General features: G+C 56.3%; 1 pseudogene. It reads right to left on the bottom strand.

The features are described 5' to 3' along the window. Nucleotides 1–229 (bottom strand): annotated as a pseudogene (locus KV696_RS09510) (CHAP domain-containing protein); the annotation flags it as partial.

Genomic DNA, 229 nt, shown 5'->3' on the forward strand with positions numbered 1-229 from the left:
GGTTGCGCTGGAGTTGGGGTTTCTGTTGCTCCTGGCGCTGCTGGTTGATCTTCTACCGGTTGCGCTGGAGTTGGGGTTTCTGTTGCTCCTGGCGCTGCTGGTTGATCTTCCACAGGTTTCACTGGAGTTGGGGTTTCTGTTGCTCCTGACGCTGGAGTTTCTTCAGCTGGTTGCGCTGGAGTTGGGGTTTCTGTTGCTCCTGGCGCTGCTGGTTGATCTTCTACCGGTT

The sequence above is a fragment of the Streptococcus humanilactis genome, from assembly GCF_019448275.1.
GTDB lineage: Bacteria > Bacillota > Bacilli > Lactobacillales > Streptococcaceae > Streptococcus > Streptococcus humanilactis.